Annotated in this window: 18 protein-coding genes and 1 tRNA gene; 14 read left to right on the top strand and 5 right to left on the bottom strand. The window is 46.0% G+C overall.

What is annotated here, in order from left to right; translation table 11 throughout:
- Positions 1–37: 37 nt before the first annotated feature.
- Both BM283_RS05060 and BM283_RS05055 read left to right on the top strand, forming a co-directional pair.
- Complete coding sequence (locus BM283_RS05060) at positions 38–2,089, top strand: TonB-dependent receptor family protein (RefSeq protein WP_254776180.1); 2,052 nt, start codon at positions 38–40, stop codon at positions 2,087–2,089.
- A 40-nt stretch (positions 2,090–2,129) separates the two neighbouring features.
- Positions 2,130–3,260: a PQQ-dependent sugar dehydrogenase gene (locus BM283_RS05055; RefSeq protein ID WP_254776179.1), complete on the top strand. Its 1,131-nt coding sequence runs from the start codon at positions 2,130–2,132 to the stop codon at positions 3,258–3,260.
- Positions 3,261–3,494: 234 nt separating this feature from the next.
- Here the strand turns inward: BM283_RS05055 and BM283_RS05050 are convergent, their stop codons facing one another.
- The 3 genes from BM283_RS05050 to ispB all read right to left on the bottom strand — a co-directional run bounded on the left by BM283_RS05050 (position 3,495) and on the right by ispB (position 5,168).
- Positions 3,495–3,746 carry an acyl carrier protein gene (locus BM283_RS05050; RefSeq protein ID WP_046849086.1) on the bottom strand — a complete coding sequence of 84 codons (252 nt, stop codon included), beginning with the start codon at positions 3,744–3,746 and terminating at the stop codon, positions 3,495–3,497.
- A gap of 280 nt (positions 3,747–4,026) precedes the next feature.
- Positions 4,027–4,103, bottom strand: a tRNA-Pro gene (locus BM283_RS05045).
- A gap of 96 nt (positions 4,104–4,199) precedes the next feature.
- Positions 4,200–5,168 carry an octaprenyl diphosphate synthase gene (gene ispB / locus BM283_RS05040; RefSeq protein WP_090690334.1) on the bottom strand — a complete coding sequence of 323 codons (969 nt, stop codon included), beginning with the start codon at positions 5,166–5,168 and terminating at the stop codon, positions 4,200–4,202.
- A gap of 147 nt (positions 5,169–5,315) precedes the next feature.
- Here ispB and rplU point away from each other — a divergent pair, with 147 nt between their 5' ends.
- The 7 genes from rplU to BM283_RS05005 all read left to right on the top strand — a co-directional run bounded on the left by rplU (position 5,316) and on the right by BM283_RS05005 (position 11,034).
- A complete protein-coding gene (rplU, locus tag BM283_RS05035; protein ID WP_046849084.1) occupies positions 5,316–5,627 on the top strand; it encodes a 50S ribosomal protein L21 in 312 nt (103 codons plus the stop codon).
- A gap of 20 nt (positions 5,628–5,647) precedes the next feature.
- On the top strand, positions 5,648–5,905 hold the full coding sequence (gene rpmA / locus BM283_RS05030) for a 50S ribosomal protein L27 (RefSeq protein ID WP_090690331.1): 258 nt from the start codon (positions 5,648–5,650) through the stop codon (positions 5,903–5,905).
- 123 nt (positions 5,906–6,028) lie between these two features.
- A complete protein-coding gene (cgtA, locus tag BM283_RS05025) occupies positions 6,029–7,060 on the top strand; it encodes an Obg family GTPase CgtA (protein ID WP_090690329.1) in 1,032 nt (343 codons plus the stop codon).
- Positions 7,057–8,178, top strand: a complete 1,122-nt coding sequence (gene proB, locus BM283_RS05020; protein WP_090690327.1) for a glutamate 5-kinase — start codon at positions 7,057–7,059, stop codon at positions 8,176–8,178. The genes cgtA and proB overlap by 4 nt, the downstream gene beginning before the upstream one ends.
- A 58-nt stretch (positions 8,179–8,236) precedes the next feature.
- The gene (locus BM283_RS05015; protein ID WP_254776177.1) at positions 8,237–8,842 is read left to right on the top strand and encodes an NUDIX domain-containing protein; all 606 of its coding nucleotides are present in this window, start codon (positions 8,237–8,239) and stop codon (positions 8,840–8,842) included.
- A gap of 7 nt (positions 8,843–8,849) precedes the next feature.
- Complete coding sequence (locus BM283_RS05010; protein ID WP_090690324.1) at positions 8,850–10,250, top strand: NfeD family protein; 1,401 nt, start codon at positions 8,850–8,852, stop codon at positions 10,248–10,250.
- A 13-nt stretch (positions 10,251–10,263) separates the two neighbouring features.
- Entirely contained in the window at positions 10,264–11,034 is a 771-nt protein-coding gene (locus tag BM283_RS05005; RefSeq protein WP_090690377.1) for a slipin family protein, read from the top strand.
- 15 nt (positions 11,035–11,049) lie between these two features.
- On the opposite strand, the gene BM283_RS05000 is transcribed toward BM283_RS05005, so the two are convergent.
- Positions 11,050–11,565 (bottom strand): CNP1-like family protein, encoded by a 516-nt coding sequence (locus tag BM283_RS05000; protein WP_090690322.1) that lies wholly within the window; start codon positions 11,563–11,565, stop codon positions 11,050–11,052.
- 263 nt (positions 11,566–11,828) lie between these two features.
- Here BM283_RS05000 and mgtA point away from each other — a divergent pair, with 263 nt between their 5' ends.
- The 4 genes from mgtA to BM283_RS04980 all read left to right on the top strand — a co-directional run bounded on the left by mgtA (position 11,829) and on the right by BM283_RS04980 (position 16,138).
- Positions 11,829–14,408, top strand: a complete 2,580-nt coding sequence (gene mgtA, locus BM283_RS04995; protein WP_090690374.1) for a magnesium-translocating P-type ATPase — start codon at positions 11,829–11,831, stop codon at positions 14,406–14,408.
- A gap of 21 nt (positions 14,409–14,429) precedes the next feature.
- Positions 14,430–15,395: a magnesium/cobalt transporter CorA gene (gene corA, locus BM283_RS04990; protein WP_090690320.1), complete on the top strand. Its 966-nt coding sequence runs from the start codon at positions 14,430–14,432 to the stop codon at positions 15,393–15,395.
- A gap of 140 nt (positions 15,396–15,535) precedes the next feature.
- A complete protein-coding gene (locus BM283_RS04985) occupies positions 15,536–15,766 on the top strand; it encodes a hypothetical protein (RefSeq protein ID WP_254776175.1) in 231 nt (76 codons plus the stop codon).
- A gap of 63 nt (positions 15,767–15,829) precedes the next feature.
- Positions 15,830–16,138 carry a helix-turn-helix domain-containing protein gene (locus BM283_RS04980; RefSeq protein WP_090690317.1) on the top strand — a complete coding sequence of 103 codons (309 nt, stop codon included), beginning with the start codon at positions 15,830–15,832 and terminating at the stop codon, positions 16,136–16,138.
- A 61-nt stretch (positions 16,139–16,199) separates the two neighbouring features.
- Here the strand turns inward: BM283_RS04980 and BM283_RS04975 are convergent, their stop codons facing one another.
- Entirely contained in the window at positions 16,200–17,099 is a 900-nt protein-coding gene (locus BM283_RS04975; RefSeq protein ID WP_090690315.1) for a DMT family transporter, read from the bottom strand.
- 160 nt (positions 17,100–17,259) lie between these two features.
- On the opposite strand from BM283_RS04975, the gene dapC reads away from it, so the two are divergent.
- Positions 17,260–18,450 (top strand): succinyldiaminopimelate transaminase, encoded by a 1,191-nt coding sequence (gene dapC / locus BM283_RS04970; protein ID WP_090690313.1) that lies wholly within the window; start codon positions 17,260–17,262, stop codon positions 18,448–18,450.
- Positions 18,451–18,460: the final 10 nt, after the last annotated feature.

Here is an 18,460-nt window from a genome sequence, read left to right as displayed (position 1 = left end):
TATGTTAGCTTGTGGCATACGCTCGAACAGCAGCTTAGTGATCCATTCCGTCTTCATTAGTTCCTTTATCACGCCTGTTCTAGCCCAGGCACAACAATCTAAAATACCCGAACCTACCCCCTTTGCGCCTATTACTGTGACTACCACGCGCACAGAAAAAAAACCTGAGCAACTACCCGACGCAATTTCCCATATTGAGCGGAATAAATATACTGATCTTCAACCTGGCGCCACGTTGGATGAATTCGCGCATGGCACGCCCGGAGTTTTTTTTCAGAATCAATATAATTTTACACAAGATTTACGGATAGCCATCCGTGGGTTTGGTGCGCGCTCACCGTTTGGCGTACGGGGGATCCAGTTGCGTGTCGATGATATTCCGCAAACTCTACCCGATGGTCAGACACAGCTTGATGCCATCGATCCCGCCTTAATCGAACGGATGGAAATTTTACGAGGCCCATCAGCTTCGCTATATGGCAATGCTTCCGGCGGTATGATCAGTATTACTACACGCTCACCCCGCGAAAAGTTTGAAGTGATGCCACGTCTGGTTCTGGGTCAGTTCGGTTATTTGAAATCGGAATGGTACGCCGGGGGACGGATGTCAAATTTTGACTATGGATGGTTTGGATCATATCTTCAGCAGAAGGGCTGGCGCGATCACAGCAGCATGGAAAATTTATTTTCTCAAGTCAAATTGAATTTCCAACCCTCACCTGACTCCGACTGGATGATTTTAATGCATGAGTTTTATTCTCCGGATTCGAAAGATCCAGGGGCCTTAACGCTCGCTGAAGTGAATGCCAATCCGAAACAGGCGGCAGTCAATAATCAGTTATATAACGCCAGTGAAGCTATCCGTCAGGAACAATTCGCCGTGCGCTACCGGAAAAGCCCATCTGCTAATCAGATGTTAACCATTGTTGCTCATGTGTTACACCGCGATTTCCAGAATTTATTACCCTTTAACAATGGCGGTCAGGTCGAATTCGATCGCTGGACGGGAGGATTGACAGCCCAGTTTGTGAGCAATCATACTTTGCTGAAACGCGCCAATCGCTTGCTGGTGGGTGTTGACTATGCCATCCAGAATGATGATCGACGACGCTTTAATAACCTTTTTGGCGTTCGGGGCGCGTTGAATCTGGATCAAATTGAACGCGTACAGAATGTCGGGCCGTTTTTGCGTAATGAATGGAGTATTAGCGATAAATTGGATTTCGTGACGGGTGGGCGCTGGGATTGGCTGCAATACCGGGTAAAAGATGTCTTTCTGTCGGATAGCGATCAATCAGGCACTAGAACGCTTTCTCAAGCGAGTGGTACAGCGGGGCTTGTGTATCGCTTGCTGGATACCCATCAGATTTATAGTAATATCGCTTCCGTTTTCGAAGCCCCCACCACCACAGAATTAATCAACAACCCGGCAGGGACGGGAGGGTTCAATCACAACCTTGAAGCCCAGGCTTCCTTGAGCAAGGAAATTGGATTACGTGGCAATCCTGCTGGCTTTGCGTATGAAGCCACCCTTTTCCATATCCATACCCGTAATGAAATCACTCCCTTTGAATTAGTCGAATCTCCAGGCCGCGCTTTTTTTCGTAATGCAGGAAAATCGCGTAGACTGGGAGTGGAAACCCGTCTGGCAACGCCAGTATGGCATGGGCTGCAAGGTGAAGTCGCCTACACTTATTCGGATTTCCAGTTTGAGCATTATGTCGTCGATAATATCGATTTGAGAGGTAATGAATTTCCGGGATTGCCAAAACATAGATGGGAGGGGAGAGTACGTTACACCCATCCCTCTGGCCTATTTGGGCAACTGCATGTCCATCGAGTAGGGGAATTTTTTGTGAATGATATCAATACTGTCACCAACTCTGCCTATAACCTGGGACAATTGTTGTTGGGGTGGGAAAAGAAACATCGCTGGCTCGAGGGTTCGGTATTTGTTGGTATTAATAATTTGTTCGATGAGCGCTACAATGCGAATACGCGCATCAATGCGGCAGCGGGTCGTTTCTTTGAGCCAGGTCCCCCCCTCAATGTGTTTGGTGGGTTGCGTATCCGGATGACGCCGTTTTGATGTTTTATTCGCTCTTACCATCAATAAGGGAGGAATGAAAATGACTCGTATTATGCTGATAATCAAGCTGTTCGCTTTACTTGCTTTAAGCAGTCCCTATGTTTCTTCCACGGCATATGCTCAATCTTCCCAGGTGAAATTCGATGTGCATGTCTTGGTGAATGGATTAAATCATCCCTGGAGTATGGTATTTCTGCCTGATGGGCAAATATTGTTAACTGAGCGTATAGGACAGCTTCGTATCGTATCGACTGATGGCAAATTATCCGCACCCATCAAGGGGGTGCCCGCCGTATTTGCCGAGGATCAGGGCGGGTTGCTGGGTTTGGCGCTGGATCCCGATTTTTCCAAAAACCATCTCATTTATTTTTCCTATGCGGAATCCCAAGCCGATAAGGCCGGCACTGCTGTTGCCAGAGCAAAACTGGTCGATATGGCGCTGGAAAATCTACAAGTGATCTTCCGTCAACAGCCCAAAACAGACGGTAATAAGCATTTTGGGTCTCGCCTGGTATTTGCGCCGGATGGCAATCTTTTTGTGACACTTGGTGAACGTTTCAAATATATGGACAAAGCTCAGCAACTCGATAATCATCTCGGTAAGCTGGTCAGAATACGTAGTGATGGCTCTGTGCCCTCTGACAATCCCTTTGTCGGGGACCCCCAAGCCAAACCGGAAATCTGGTCCTACGGTCATCGGCATATTCAAGGAGCTGCCATTCATCCTGGTACCGGAGAATTATGGATTCATGAACATGGTCCCCGTGGGGGAGATGAAATCAACATTCCCAAAGCCGGCAAGAATTATGGCTGGCCACTAGCCAGTTATGGCATTCACTACTGGATGGTACCCATCAAAAAGGAGCATGCCGAGCAAGGGTTTGAAGAACCGATTTATTACTGGACACCTTCCATCGCTCCTTCTGGCATGATGTTCTATCAAGGCAATATGTTCCCGGAATGGAAGGGTAATTTATTTGTTGGGGCATTGGCTGGCAAGCATCTGGTCCGGTTGGTAGTCAATGAGAAGAATGTGATGAGTGAAGAAAAATTATTGAAAGATAGCGCACGGATTCGCGATGTTGCAGCAGGGCCGGATGGTGCGATTTACCTGTTAACTGATGAGGAGAATGGAAAATTGCTCAGGTTGACGCGAGCAACGGCGCCATAAGTTTGATCCCGGCGCATAGAAAGGGTTTATCGAAGTTTTGAAAGAGTGAAGTGAAATTCCCTCGGTCTACTCACGATTAGAGGAGCAGGTATCTATTTCATTACAAAAATTGATGAATTATCTTGGCTACTTAACCACAATAGTTAAATGATAGAGCGGATGAGTAATGAAGATAAGCACGCTTTTCCTGCTCGGACTGCAGATAAAAAGCAAAGGGAGGATTTTCTATCTTTTTCAATATGACAATTTCTGCTCAACAAAGCGGGTCAGGCTGCCAAGTGTTTCAAAGGTATTAGCGCTTATTTCATCATCATCTATTGAAATATCATAATATTCTTCCAGTGCTGTGATGACATTGACGACTGCCATTGAATCCAGCTCAGGGAGATTTCCAAGTAAAATAGTATCTTCTCTAAGTGAATGTTTACGCTCGCCTAAATTGAGGACATTAGCCAGGATATTTTTGACTTCTTCTAGATGTTGCATGATGACTCCAAAGTTGATGCTTTTTCCCAAATAAAAAAGCTAGTTAGTTATTGTATTTCGAGATGGAATTTTGGAAAAAATTAAATAGAAATAGTCGAATAAAAGAAAACAGGGAAATAATGATTATTTGTCACTTGCCGACATGAAAATGTATAACTTGCCCAGCCTGCAAGTTTAATTTATTTTCCTGTCTTTATCGATAAAGAAACACAAGCAGTGGTAATGAAATGGACGCAGATCAACTTTCCACTTGGTAGAAAGAGGATGCAAATATAAAGATTGGTCGGGGTGAGAGGATTTGAACCTCCGACGCCTGCGTCCCGAACGCAGTACTCTACCAGGCTGAGCTACACCCCGTGAACATCTTATAAATTTGTATTCATACGTGCAGCCGTACGCTGAGTTTTATTCAGACTGATTGTGATGGCAATAAAGGGAGCGAATTAAATGGCATTAATGATTTCTTGTTACAGCGAAATGAGCTAATTGTAACAAACATTCCTTATAGCCAGAATCAGACAATTTCGCGATAGCTTCTGCCGCTATTTCAGCTTCCTTTTGCGCGCGTTGTCGTGCATAGTCAAGCGCACCTGTTTGCTGAATAATTTCTAGAACCGTTTGGAATCCGCTTGCTCCACCTGATTTGATGGCCTCACGTATGACACTTGCCTGTTTGTCTGAACCTGTGCGCATGGCATAAATTAAAGGTAAGGTAGGTTTGCCCTCAGCAAGATCATCCCCAAGATTTTTACCCGTATCCTGGTAATCGCCAGAATAATCCAGCAGATCATCGATCAACTGGAATGCCGTGCCTAGGTGCATTCCATAGATTGCTAAAGCTTCTTCTTCAAGTTGAGTGGCGTTGCCAAGAATGGCCCCAATACGTGCAGCGGCCTCAAAAAGTTTGGCGGTCTTAAAGCGAATAACACGTAGATAATTTTCTTCTTCTACATCAGGATCTCTACAATTAAGTAATTGTAATACCTCACCTTCGGCTATGATATTCGTGGCATCAGAGAGTACTTTCATAATACGCATATTATCGACCTCCACCATCATTTGGAAGGAACGAGAATAAAGAAAATCTCCCACTAATACACTGGCTGCATTACCAAATAAAGCATTGGCAGTCGCTTTATTACGCCGTAACTGTGATTCGTCTACGACATCATCATGTAATAGTGTAGCGGTATGAATAAATTCAACGACGGCAGCGAGACTATGATGATGCTGCCCGGAATAATCAAATACACCGGCAGACAAAATTACCAGTGCCGGGCGCAGCCGTTTGCCTCCATTATGAATGATGTATTCACCTATTTGATGAATAAGTGCGACCTGAGAATGAAGCTTTTGTCGTATCACAGCATCAACAGCGCTCATGTCTTGAGCAATAAAGCTCCTAATACGTTCGATTGGCACAACAACCCCTTGAAGAAATAACTATAGTAGAAATGTCACAGCTTAAGTGTCAAGCTGGATTGATATAATTAGATATTAAATATTTGTCACACAAGATGTTCGTACAATTGTATAATTTTAGAATATATGAAAGAGGATGAATAGGATATGTATGCTGTAATAAAAACTGGCGGAAAACAATATCGTGTTGAAGTCGGTAATAAACTAAAAATAGAACAGATTGTAGCGGAAGCCGGCAGTGATCTAGTTATTGACCAGGTTTTGATGGTTTCTGAAGGTGAGAATACATCCATTGGTAAACCATTTCTAGATAGTGCAAAGGTCAGCGCTACTGTGGTAGGGCACGGGCGGCATGATAAAGTACGTATCTTCAAGATGCGTCGCCGCAAACACTATCAGAGACATCAAGGACATCGACAAAATTATACCGAAATCCAGATAACGGATATTTCAGCGTAAATAAAGAAGTGAGAAATTAAATGGCACATAAAAAAGCGGGTGGTAGTTCACGCAATGGGCGCGATTCACATTCCAAACGATTAGGAATAAAACGTTTTGGAGGAGAGCTCATTAAGGCTGGAAACATTATTGTTCGTCAACGTGGCACTCAGTTTCATCCTGGAGAAAATGTTGGCATGGGTAAGGATCATACCCTATATGCAAAAGTTGAGGGGAAGGTTATATTTGGTATAAAAAGTGCATTTAATCGCAAAATAGTATCGATTATACCTGTTTAAACTCGTCAAATTCTCAAAAGCCCCATTCAATATAATGGGGCTTTTTTTATTTTGAATGCCACGTTCTGAATATAACGCCTGCTTATTTTGTGCTTTGGACTGATTTCAGGTTGAGACAAGTTTATGAAATTTATTGATGAAGCAAAGATTCAAGTATTTGCAGGGGATGGGGGCAGCGGTGTAGCCAGTTTTCGTCGCGAAAAATTTATTCCCAGGGGCGGGCCAGATGGGGGGGATGGCGGTCGTGGCGGGAGTATTTATGCAATTGCCGATCATAATATTAATACGCTGGTTGAATATCGCTTCACCCCGCTATTTCGTGCTAAAAAAGGCGAAAATGGGCGCGGATCAGACTGTTATGGGAAAAGTGCGGACGATATTATTTTACGTATGCCAGTAGGAACAGTCATTACGAATATGGTGACTGGCGAAATCATGGCTGATTTGCAGCATCATAACCAGAAAGTGCTGTTGGCCAAAGGTGGAGCAGGGGGGTTAGGCAATATTCATTTCAAGTCCAGTACCAATCGTGCCCCACGGCAATTTACCTATGGTGAGCCTGGAGAGGATTTTGAGCTAAAGTTAGAACTCAAGGTACTGGCAGATGTTGGCCTGCTCGGCATGCCGAATGCAGGAAAATCCACTCTGATTCGGGCGGTATCAGCCGCGCGCCCTAAAGTAGCGGATTATCCCTTTACTACGCTCCATCCCAATCTAGGAGTGGTCCGGGTAGATCAGGACCGAAGTTTTGTTATGGCTGATATTCCTGGCCTGGTAGAAGGCGCTGCAGAAGGGGTGGGGCTGGGTCATCGTTTTCTGAAACACTTGGCAAGAACGCGTTTGTTACTCCATGTTATTGACATTGCCCCTTTCGATGAGCAGATCAACCCGGTTCATGAAGCTGAAGCGCTGGTCAAAGAGCTCAAAAAATATGATGAAACACTTTATCAGAAACCGCGTTGGTTAGTACTGAATAAAATTGATATGTTGCCTGATCCGGAGCGTGATGCGTTGTGTCATAAATTTATCCATGATTATGGGTGGAAAGATAAGTGGTTTGGGGTTTCAGCATTAACAGGAGAAGGTTGCAGTGCATTGGTCTATGCCATTATGGATTATCTCGAACAAGAATTAGCGGTGGCTACTGAAGAATGAGCCAATCAATACTGAAACAAGCTCGTCGCATCGTTATCAAGGTTGGGAGCAGTCTGGTCACCAATCAGGGTCAGGGGCTTGATCATGATGCGCTGGCCTGCTGGGCTGCTCAGATTTCTTACCTCAAAGAGATGGGGAAAGAAATCATATTGGTTTCTTCAGGTGCCATAGCGGAAGGCATGCAACGGTTGGGCTGGAAAAAACGACCCACCGCCTTATATGAATTGCAGGCTGCCGCAGCGATTGGGCAGATGGGGCTGGCACAAGCGTATGCAGCTTGTTTTGATCGTTATCAATTGCTTACAGCTCAGGTATTGCTTACACATGATGATTTATCCAACCGCAGGCGCTACCTGAATGCCCGCTCGACACTGACTACTTTATTGAAACTCAATATCATCCCCATCATCAATGAAAATGATACGGTTGCAATTGATGAGATACGTTTTGGTGACAACGATACTCTGGCTGCCCTGGTAACCAATCTTACTGAAGCCGATGCGCTTGTTATATTGACGGATCAACCCGGCTTATTTACCAGTGATCCGCGTAAAAATAGCGATGCCAAACTAATCCAGCAAGCAAATGCGGGGGATTCTGACATAGCCGCTATGGCGGGAGGAGCCGGCAGCGAAATTGGACGGGGTGGCATGCAAAGTAAAGTGCTTGCAGCCAAGCGTGCAGCGAGAAGCGGTGCGCATACCCTGATCGCTTCAGGGAGAGAGACGAACGTACTGGTTCGTCTGGCGCAAGGTGAGGCAATTGGTACGCTTCTGTTAGCTACCCTGCCGGTACTCATCGCGCGTAAGCAATGGCTGGCTGACCACTTACAGGTTCGAGGAACTCTCACCGTCGATTCAGGCGCCATGAAAGCACTTGCCGCAGAAGGGAAAAGCTTGTTACCGATCGGTGTGGTAGAGGTCAGAGGCGATTTCGAGCGTGGAGAAGCGGTGGCTTGTTTGGATCAGGAAGGCAATGAGATCGCGCGTGGCCTCATCAATTACAGCGCCAGGGAAACGCAAAAAATTATGCGACGACCGAGCCATGAAATTCAGTCTATTCTCGGTTATGTGGATGAATCTGAGCTCATTCATCGAAATAATTTAGTTCTGCTGTGAATAAAGATTTAATTCAAGGTGCCTCTAAATCCAATCATTTTATCGAAGAAGGAGCTAAGTGACAGAAGCGGGAGTGGAAATAATACGAAAAGAGCTGTGCTTTCAAGGTTTCTTCCGTATGGAGCGATATACCTTGCGTCATCGTCTGTTCAGTGGCGGCTGGAGTGAACCTATTACGCGTGAGTTGTTAGAGCGCGGCCATGCTGCCGCGGTTCTTCCCTACGATCCAGCAAGGGATCAAGTTGTTTTGATTGAGCAATTCCGTGTGGGTGCCATGTCAATCTCCAGTGGACCATGGTTGATGGAAATTGTAGCCGGCATCATCGAAGCGAATGAATCTGCAGAAGAAGTGGTGATAAGGGAAGCAGTAGAAGAAGCTGCTTGCGATGTCTGTGAACTTGTTCCTCTGTATGATTATCTGGTCAGTCCAGGTGGAACAACTGAGCGTATCGCGTTATTTTGTGGTAAGGTCGACTCAACGCATATCGGTGGGATCTATGGCAAAATGGAAGAAGGAGAAGATATTAAAGCCCATGTAATGACGGTAGATGAAGCCTTAGCCTTATTAGCTTCAGGAAAAATTATTTCAGCCAGCGCGATCATAGCATTGCAATGGCTGGCTCTCAATCGAGAGGCTCTTCGTAAGCTCTGGTCAAGTAGGTAATCATCCCATGGGCGCTGAGAGAAAAGTTGAGCAGGCTTTTTTCCGGTTGAAAATCAAGCTCAGTATTATCCTGCTGCTTTTCTCGTTCGGGTTGTGTCCGCTACCAGCACATGCTGTTAACACAGCCTTATGGTTGGACATGGAGGGTGCCATCGGTCCAGCCGGTCATGACTATATCAAACGCAGCCTTGCTAAGGCGGCAGCACAGAATGCCCACCTTGTCATCATCCGACTCAATACGCCTGGTGGTCTCGATACCTCCATGCGCGAGATCATCCAGGAAATCATTGCCTCTCCCGTTCCCGTTATCAGTTATGTAGCCCCGAGTGGAGCGCGTGCAGCCAGTGCAGGTACCTATATTCTTTATGCAAGCCATATCGCCGCTATGGCCCCTGCTACTACCCTAGGAGCGGCCACACCTGTGAAAATAGGGGGTTTTCCTAGCGATACTGACCGATCTGATAAAAAACCGGAAAATAACCAGCATGAACAGGCTAGTGCAGAAGATGCCATGACGAAAAAAATCATGAATGATGCCGTGGCCTATATTCGTGGCCTTGCTCAGATGCACGGACGGAATGCTGAATGGGCAGAAAAAGCGGTACGTGAGGCTGCCAGCTTAACCGCTAATGAAGCACTGGCCGAAGGGGTCATTGATTTGATCGCGGTGGATATGCCTGATTTACTGAGTAAGATGGATGGGCACACCCTCACCATACAAGGGCAAGAAATCACGTTATCAACTCAAGGTATCCAGGTCCAGCATCTTGAACAGGATTGGCGAACACGATTGCTGGCCATCATCACCGATCCCAATATTGCTTATATTTTGCTGCTGATCGGTCTCTATGGATTGATATTAGAGTTTGCCCATCCAGGCACCATGATATCCGGCGTGGTGGGTGCAGTTTGTTTGTTACTGGCCTTGTTTGCATTCCAGGTATTGCCGATCAATTATGCCGGGCTTGCGCTCATTCTTCTTGGTATCGTATTTATGCTGGCGGAAATGCTGGTACCCAGTTTCGGCGCGCTTGGGATTGGCGGTATGATTGCTTTTATCATAGGCTCTATCATGCTGCTAGAGACGGATATACCTGGTTATGGTATTTCCCTTGCGCTGATTGCTACGGTGGCTTTAATGACAGCAGGATTTTTTCTTTTGGTGGTAGGCATGGCGATAAAAGCCAGAAAGCGCCCTGTCGTGAGTGGCAGGGAAGAGCTGATAGGGGATATCGGGGAAGTGGTCGATGATTTCGAGCATGAAGGGTGGATCAGGGTGCATGGGGAATTGTGGCGAGCAAAGACCAGTATGCCATTACGTCATGGACAGAAAGTCAATGTGATTGCAATGGAAGGTTTGACGCTGGAAGTGGAACCCTATCATCAGCATAATTCAAGGGAGGATTAGCATGGATATAGATATGGTGGCATCAACAGGTATATTGATCCTGGCATTTGTCGTTTTCTTTCTGGCTAGTGTGTTTAAGGTGCTGCGTGAATATGAACGGGGTGTCGTGTTTCTATTGGGGCGGTTCTGGAGGGTTAAAGGACCAGGCCTGATCATTGTTATTCCGGTCATTCAGACGATGGTGCGCGTGGATTTACGTACCGTTGTCATGGATGTGCCTACCCAGGACGTTATCTCGCGCGACAATGTCTCGGTAAAAGTGAACGCAGTGTTATATTTTCGAGTGGTTGATCCACAACGAGCAATCATTCAAGTGGAGGATTACAATGCTGCCACCAGCCAGTTAGCCCAGACTACGTTACGTTCTGTACTGGGTCAGCATGAATTGGATGAGATGCTGGCAAGTCGAGAAAAACTCAACAATGATATCCAGAAAATTCTGGATGAACAAACCGTGGCCTGGGGCATCAAGGTAGCCAATGTTGAATTAAAGCACGTTGATCTTGATGAAAGCATGATTCGGGCAATTGCCAGGCAAGCAGAAGCAGAACGTGAGCGGCGCGCAAAAATTATCCATGCTGAAGGTGAATTACAAGCATCACAACGTCTATTGGAAGCTGCACAGGTCCTTGCGCAACAACCTGAGGCACTACTGCTGCGTTATCTGCAAACACTTACCGAAATTGCTGGTGAGAAGAGTTCCACGATCGTCTTTCCATTACCCATGGAAATGATGTCAACTCTTCATAAAGTGATGGAAAAGCAAAAGGAAAAAAGTCAATAAAGTCTATGCTGGCTTTTATCGAAGCGCATTTGGATGAGCGCCTGCTTTTAGCGCTCGAATAGCTTCCTCTGGCGATCCAACAATCAGGCCGCGTGGACAGAAGTAATATTTAGCAAGTTCACGTTGAGCATAATCTTGCGATACATTTTCGAGTAGTTCCCATTCGGAAACACGCGGTTGCACCCAGGTTCTGTCATTGCGGCCCAGAGCATAACGCTTCTTTTCTCTTGTTTCACAGCGTATTCCTTCAAAAGTAGCATTTTCTGCACCTTGAGCTGATTTTACGACCAGGCTGTATCGAATGACCCCATCTTTTTCTACCGTGATAGAGGGGGCATCTACGAAGTAGCGATGAGTACTGGTGGGACCCACGTTGAATTGCAGTAGATTGTCAGCCTGGGGATAGGGGGGTAATTGAGTTTGCAGCTCAGTCCAGTCTTTTCCGCGATCAAATGTATCTACAAATTTCTCTTTAGTGATACAGGCTGTGAAGAACAAGGTGCAGAGTATAGGAAGAAGAATATTTTTCATTGAGCTATTTTAATCAGATCCTTGGGTGAAGAGCCTCGCTAAAAATTCCTGTTCCGTCACAGTATTTTATTGCTGGCAAAAATCATTTCCTTGCATATCTCCTATTCTAAATCAAAACTGGTTTTGTCGGCTTCAGCTTGCCGCATTTTTGTGCTGTCTGCGGTTTACCTTCACGTCATATTCAAATTGGAAATGGAATTACATACAGTAAATAGAGTACTATGAATATTACCCAAGTGACCAGTTAACAGTGAGGTGATATGATGGCAGCAGCTTCCGACAATCAAGCCTGGTGGCTCCAGCCTCTCTCAGAATGTCAGAGAGAATTGAACGCTGATTCTAACGGATTATCTGATGCTGAAGCGCTCTCCCGGCTGAGCAAATATGGCCCTAATATCTTCCGCGATCACCATGAGCTGCCCTTATTCATACAGTTTCTTTCCCGTTTTAAAAATCCACTGATCATTCTCCTTCTTGTCGCCAGTGCAATCTCAGCATTTACCGGGGAAATGACCAACTTTGTCATTATCATGGTGATGGTGATATCCAGCGCAACCCTTGATTTCGTTCAGGAGTATCGAGCTGGCAAAGCAGCAGAAAGCCTGCGCCGTTCCATATCAGTGCGTGCCGTCGTGATACGTGACAACAAGACATTGGAAGTGCCACTGGTTAACGTCGTTCCTGGTGACATTGTTTTGCTTTCAGCGGGAGATATCGTTCCAGCAGATGGTTTTGTGTTGGAGGCGAACGATTTTTTCGTCAAGCAAGCATTACTGACAGGTGAATCCTATCCAATAGAAAAAAGACCCGGTCCGCTTGCATCCGATAGCACTGATCTACAAAGTGCCACTCACGCTGTGTTTATGGGCACGCCTGTAGTCAGTGGCAGTGCCAAAATACTGGCAGTCAAAACAGGCGCCAGTACCGCGATCGGGGCCATCGCTGATAGTATTACTCGCCACCCTCCCCCCACCTCTTTCGAGATGAGTACCCACCGGTTTGGTCTGCTTATTCTGCGTCTGACTATTCTGCTGGTTCTGTTTGTCTTGCTGGTGAATGCGCTCATGCATAAGCCACTGCTGGAATCCTTTCTATTTGCAGTGGCACTTGCGGTGGGGCTGACTCCGGAACTTTTGCCCATGGTCGTGTCGGTAACTTTGGCACGAGGGGCCATTTCCATGGCCAGGAAACAAGTCATCGTCAAGCGTCTTGCTTCCATTCAGAATCTGGGATCAATGGATATCCTTTGTACGGATAAGACGGGCACGCTGACTGAAGCAAGAATCGTACTCCAGCAGCATGTCGACCCACAAGGTAATAGCAGTGAACGGGTACTAGAACTCGCCTATCTCAATAGCTTCTTTGAAACAGGACTAAAAAGTCCGCTTGATGAGGCGATTCTTGATCACAAGAATATTGATGTGGACGTCTGGAAGAAAATCGATGAAATCCCCTTCGATTTTGAAAGACGGCGTGTTTCAGTCCTGGTGGACAACGGTGCAAGCCGGTTGCTGGTAGTCAAGGGCGCGCCTGAAGAAATCATGGGTCTTTGTGCTTGCTATGAAACACGGGGTAATAAAATCCAGACAGCCCTGGACCAGTCCTCCCGGGAACAGATATACGAAAGGCTTGCTGCTTTTGAGAAAGAGGGCTTTCGTGTATTAGGTATTGCCTGGCGCGAAGTTCCATTAAATCATCCTCATGCCGTGCTTAGCGATGAAGCGGGACTCGTATTTGCAGGTTTTGCTTGCTTTCTTGATCCTCCCAAAGCAAGCGCAAGTCATGCTCTATCTGCTCTGCAGAAAAGTGAGGTCACGGTGAAGATTGTTACGGGTGATAGTGAGCTTGTGACACAGCATATCTGTACTCAGCTAAACATTCCAATCACAGGAATATTGACGGGTAGGGAGATTGCACAAATGGATGATTCAGCTTTACGTGTTAAAGTGGAAAGTACTAATTTGTTTTGCCGGGTTAATCCCTCTCAAAAAGAGCGGGTGATCCTGGCGCTAAAAGCCCGTGGTCATGTAGTAGGTTATCTGGGAGACGGCATTAATGATGCGCCACCACTTCACTCAGCAGACGTAGGCCTATCGGTTGATTCGGCTGTTGATGTCGCCAAGGAAGCGGCCGACATGATTCTGCTGAATCATGACCTGAATGTCATCCATGCTGGCGTATTGGAAGGCCGGCGTACCTTTGGCAATATAATGAAGTACATCATGATGGGCACCAGCTCCAACTTCGGTAACATGTTTAGCATGGCCGGTGCAGCCCTATTCCTGCCTTTCCTGCCGATGCTTCCGACTCAAATATTGCTCAACAATATTTTGTATGATTTGTCTGAAGTGCCGATTCCCCTGGATAAAGTAGATGCTGAAGAACTCCGAAAACCGAGGGAGTTGGATATAAACTTTATACGAAATTACATGCTGGTGATCGGGCCTATCAGCTCAGTGTTTGATTTCCTGACCTTCTATATCATGCTCACATTACTCGAGGCAGATGAAGCATTATTTCAAACTGGCTGGTTTATCGAATCCCTCTGCACCCAGGTGCTGGTAATCTTCATTATTCGCACGCGTGGCAATCCGCTCAAAAGCCGTGCCCACCCCATCCTGGTCGCGACTTCCCTCACAGTTGTGGTGTTAGCTGTGACCATTCCATTTACTCCTGTGGGGACATACTTTGGCTTTGTTCCCCCGCCTGCCCGGTTCTATTTTATTCTGGCAGTGATGGTGATAACCTATCTCATAGTGGTTGAAGTGGCCAAGAGAAGTTTTTACCGGCGATATCATTTATTTGCCAGATCAAATAAGTACCCATTTCTAAATCAAAACTGACTGAAGGTTAAGGATTCAATTGTGCTCATTAATTGTGTAGCTTATGAAAACGGTAAGCGGGTGGCTGATCTCAATGTAGAGGAAATCAGTGACTACCTGAAGCGACCGGAATGTTTTGTCTGGGTTGCGCTGCAGGATGCAACGCTTGAAGAACTGAGCAGGATGAAGGAAGAATTCAATCTCCATGAACTTGCGGTAGAAGATGCGCGTCACGGTCATCAGCGTCCTAAGCTGGAAGAATATGGCGAATCCCTTTTCGTGGTAATGCATCTGCTTGAGCTTGATAACGGGGAAAGCTGCCTTGGAGAAATGCACATCTTTGTTGGACATAACTATGTTCTTTCGGTCAGGAACCAAAGCCAGCGCCATTTTCTGGGTGTACGTAAACGCTGTGAACAAGAACCCCATCTTCTAAAGCAAGGGCCTGCCTTTGTGCTGTATGCCCTGATGGATGCAGTGGTGGACCGCTATTTCCCCATAATCGACCATCTTGAATCAGAACTGGAAGAAATCGAAGAGCAGATTTTTTCCAAGGCAGCTGCTCGTACGAATATTGAGCGTCTCTATGGACTCAAGCGAAAGGTCATGGTACTGAAACACGCTGTAGCTCCGCTCATGGAAGTAGCTGGCAAGTTGTCTGGCAGCCGTGGCCCGGCAGTGTGCCACAATAGCCGGGATTACTTCCGGGATGTCTATGATCACTTGCTTCGGATTGACGCCTCGATCGACACGATTCGCGATACCATCAGCACGGCCATCCAGGTCAATCTCTCTATCGTGGCTATTGAATACAATGATGTGAGCAAGCGGCTGGCGGCATGGGGTGGAATTTTCGCTGCGGCTACAGCCTTAGCCGGAATTTGGGGAATGAATTTCGAGCACATGCCCGAACTGGAATGGGAATATGGCTATCTCATCGCGCTGCTAGCTATCTGCTCGGCCTGTGTCGGCCTTTATATTCGGTTCAAGAAGGCTGGATGGCTGTAAATGGTTGTTATCTACCATTTTTATGATGCAAAATCCAAATAAATAGCCATTGTTTTGAATATTGCTCTTACCTTTTCTTATCACATATAACACCCCGTCATTTAGCTTGAAATTACCCGTCAATGACGGATAATTTTGCTATGCTTACCATCGTTGGAACAGAAGAACTTGAACGTCTCTGGTCGCATTACTGGACGGAGCAAGAATACTATGAATTCATCACTTACATGACCCAGAACCCAGATACAGGTGATGTCATCAAAGGCTCAGGTGGTATGCGAAAAGTTCGCTGGAGCCGTTCAGATTCTGGAAAATCCAGTGGTTACGCATCATTTATTTTAATCATTTGGCTAATGGTGAAATCTGGTTAGTCTTTATCTATGCAAAAAGCAAACTAGATTCTATTAGCGCTAAAACTCTAAAGGAAATCAAGCATGAAATCGAAAAAACCTTTGACAGATGAAGAGCTAGAAGCCTGGGAAAACAGCAGGGATATGGAAGCTGAATTACTTAAATCAGTAAAGCAAATGGTTGCCAGAAAAGGTCACGTGGTGATGTCCCCCGTTATTTCTGCACGCAAGAAATCGGGTCTTTCGCAAGCTGAATTTGCCAAATTATTGGGTGTGTCAGTAAGAACCCTTCAGGAATGGGAACAAGGCCGCCGTCAACCCAGTGGCGCAGCTGAAACACTGATTGCTATTGCCGAGCGTCGTCCTGATGTATTGAAGGAAATCGCTGTATGACAGTTTTCCCCTAACAGGCTAACAACCGATAAGTGTGTCAGCATGCTGGCTGATAGCATGACTACTGAGATATAGGGTCTTCATAACTAATATGTGCGGAAAAAAGACTTGCCGAGATAATCATTAAACCACCTATCCACTCTTTGGGCGTCATAGTCTCATTTGCAAGAAAATAGGATGCAATGGCAGCAACAATCAGCTCGAATAACATAATGACAATAGCCTGATTTGCCGGAATATGGGTTAAACCGTATTGCAATATTATACTCAGCAAGAAGATCGTTAACCCGAGCGCCAGCAAAAGTAACCAGATATCTGTAGAGATGTCAGAGATGAACGGGAGAGATTCCATTTTCCAGGATGCAGAAAATCCAATTAACGTGACACCCAGCCAGATCGCCATTGATTTTAATTGAATATTGTGCGCTTGATTTTTACGAACCAGTACGTTGGCCAGGGCAAACATAATGCCACCTGACAATCCCATCCAGTCACCAAATGATGTGGGAAAAGGAAAACCATTTTCCGGTTGCCATAGCATGGTTATTGCGCCGGTTACGGACAGCAGAGCAACCCAGTAGCCAGGTAGACCCAATTTTTCACTCAGTAGAACCCGTGCAAATAGAATTGTCCATAATGGCGCCAGATAAAACAGAAGTAAAACTCGCATGACCTCACCATGAATGATTCCCAGAATGTAGGCCATGTTCGCCAAACCCGAACATACACCAATCCAGATGAGTAAATAAACTGCTTTATCCCAGAAATTGAATGTTCGAATTTGTTTGTGGAATAACACAAGCCCAACTAATAACGCAATAAAGTAAGTGAGAGTGGTAGAAGCTTCTCCCCTGATTCCAGACAGTTCGAGTAAACGAAAGGGATACCACGCTACGCCCCAGAAAGCCGCACCAATGAGTAAAGCTATGATGGGTACAATATTTTTTTGCTTGGTCAACATTAGGATTGCCTTTTATAATAAACGATTTTCATCAAACAACTAAGGCTTGCAAAAAGCCTGAGTTTGCTAAAAATTTACCAGAGTTTTAGTGTAGGGAGTATGAGAGAAACTTGTGCTCGCTTATACTGACTACTTTTAGCTTTACCATTAACAGAGCAAAATGAATCCAACGCTGAACAATCTGCAGCCTTATCCTTTCCAGAAACTTTCCAAATTATTGGATGGAATCACGCCTAATCCATTGCTCAAGCCCATTCATTTGCATATTGGTGAGCCTAAACATCCTACCCCTGATTTCATTTGCCAGGAACTCATTCATAATCTGGACGGATTGGCGCATTATCCCACGACCCTGGGTGCCAAGTGGCTACGCGCGAGCATTGCCACCTGGCTGATGCGACGCTATCGATTGACCGCGCTTGATCCGGATACCGAAGTGATTCCGGTCAATGGCAGTCGTGAAGCTTTGTTTTCATTTGCCCAAGCTGTGGTTGATATCCATAGCGCACAACCTCCGGTGGTAGTGTGTTCCAATCCTTTTTATCAGATTTACGAAGGGGCGGCCTTATTAGCGGGAGCAACGCCTTATTTTCTCAATACGCTGGCTAAGAATAATTTTGTCTTGGACTTTGCGCAACTAACGACGGATGTCTGGTCACGTACGCAGCTTGTCTATGTTTGTTCGCCCAGCAATCCGACCGGCAGGGTCATGACCATGGAGGAATGGCAACAGTTATTTGCGCTATCGGATCGTTATGGCTTTATCATTGCCTCGGATGAATGTTATTCGGAGATTTATTTTGATGAGGATGATCCTCCGTTAGGCGCGTTGGAAGCTGCCCGTCAGTTGGGTCGAGATGGCTTTCCCCGGTTAGTGGTGTTCAGTAGTTTATCCAAGCGTTCCAACGTGCCTGGAATGCGCTCCGGTTTTGTGGCAGGCGATGCGGCTATTCTGAAAAAATTTTTGCTTTATCGCACTTATCATGGCAGTGCCATGAATCCAGCGGTACAGGCGGCCAGTAAAGTAGCCTGGGCCGATGAGCAGCATGTGATCGAAAACCGGCGCATGTATCGGGAAAAATTCAGTCAGGCCATGACTATCCTGGCAGAACATCTGCCGGTTGTGATGCCCGATGCGGCTTTCTATTTATGGCTAAAAACACCCATCAGCGATGTTGAATTCACGCAAAAGTTATATCGCGATTATAATGTCAATGTTTTGCCGGGCAGCTACCTTGCACGTGAGGCTCATGGTGTGAATCCAGGCGAAAGTTTCGTACGCATCGCCTTGGTCGCACCCCTCGCTGAATGTATGGAAGCAATGGAAAGAATAAAAGATTGTTGTATCTGAATTGATTAAA

The sequence above is a fragment of the Nitrosomonas sp. Nm34 genome (assembly GCF_900113925.1).
Taxonomy (GTDB): Bacteria; Pseudomonadota; Gammaproteobacteria; order Burkholderiales; family Nitrosomonadaceae; genus Nitrosomonas.
Note: the sequence above shows the minus strand (reverse complement) of the source record. Positions and strands in the feature narration are given on the sequence as shown.